This is a genomic window from Domibacillus indicus, assembly GCF_023715895.1.
GTDB classification, from domain to species: Bacteria; Bacillota; Bacilli; order Bacillales; family Domibacillaceae; genus Domibacillus; species Domibacillus indicus_A.
The window spans coordinates 1-561 of sequence record NZ_JAMBOO010000071.1 but is presented as its reverse complement, the minus strand read 5'-3'; the positions used below and the strand labels follow the sequence as shown (position 1 = coordinate 561).

2 tRNA genes are annotated in these 561 nt (G+C 39.4%); both read right to left on the bottom strand.

Annotation, left to right across the window (positions count from 1 at the left end):
- Positions 1–352: 352 nt before the first annotated feature.
- A tRNA-Gly gene (locus M3221_RS25545) sits at positions 353–426 on the bottom strand.
- Positions 427–439: 13 nt separating this feature from the next.
- Positions 440–516, bottom strand: a tRNA-Asp gene (locus M3221_RS25540).
- Positions 517–561 lie beyond the last annotated feature (45 nt).

The window sequence follows — 561 nt, the reverse complement described above, 5'->3', positions numbered from 1 at the left end:
CAGGATCAAACTCTCCAAAAAAGTTTGACTTGCTCATTTGTTTCCATTAAAACACGGGGTGTTTTTAATGGAAGATAAAAATTTAAAACGTTGACGTTTATTTTGTTCAGTTTTCAAAGATCAATTCGCTTTACTGTCGTATCGGACAGTCAAATAATCATACCATTAACTCGTTTACAAGTCAACACTTTAAAGAGAAAATGTTATTCATTCAAAATGATGAAGATGTAAATGAGTTTATTTGAGCCGCCTCTTTACTGGCAGATTCATAATATAACATAAGCTTTCTTGCGAAATCAATAGGAATTTACGGAAAGATTATTTTTCCGAAATAATAATTTGCACATACTTATGGAGCGGGTGATGGGAATCGAACCCACGACATCAGCTTGGAAGGCTGAGGTTTTACCATTAAACTACACCCGCATTTTATAAAAAATGGCGGTCCGGACGGGACTCGAACCCGCGACCTCCTGCGTGACAGGCAGGCATTCTAACCAACTGAACTACCGGACCAACGATTGCGGGGGCAGGATTTGAACCTGCGACCTTCGGGTTATG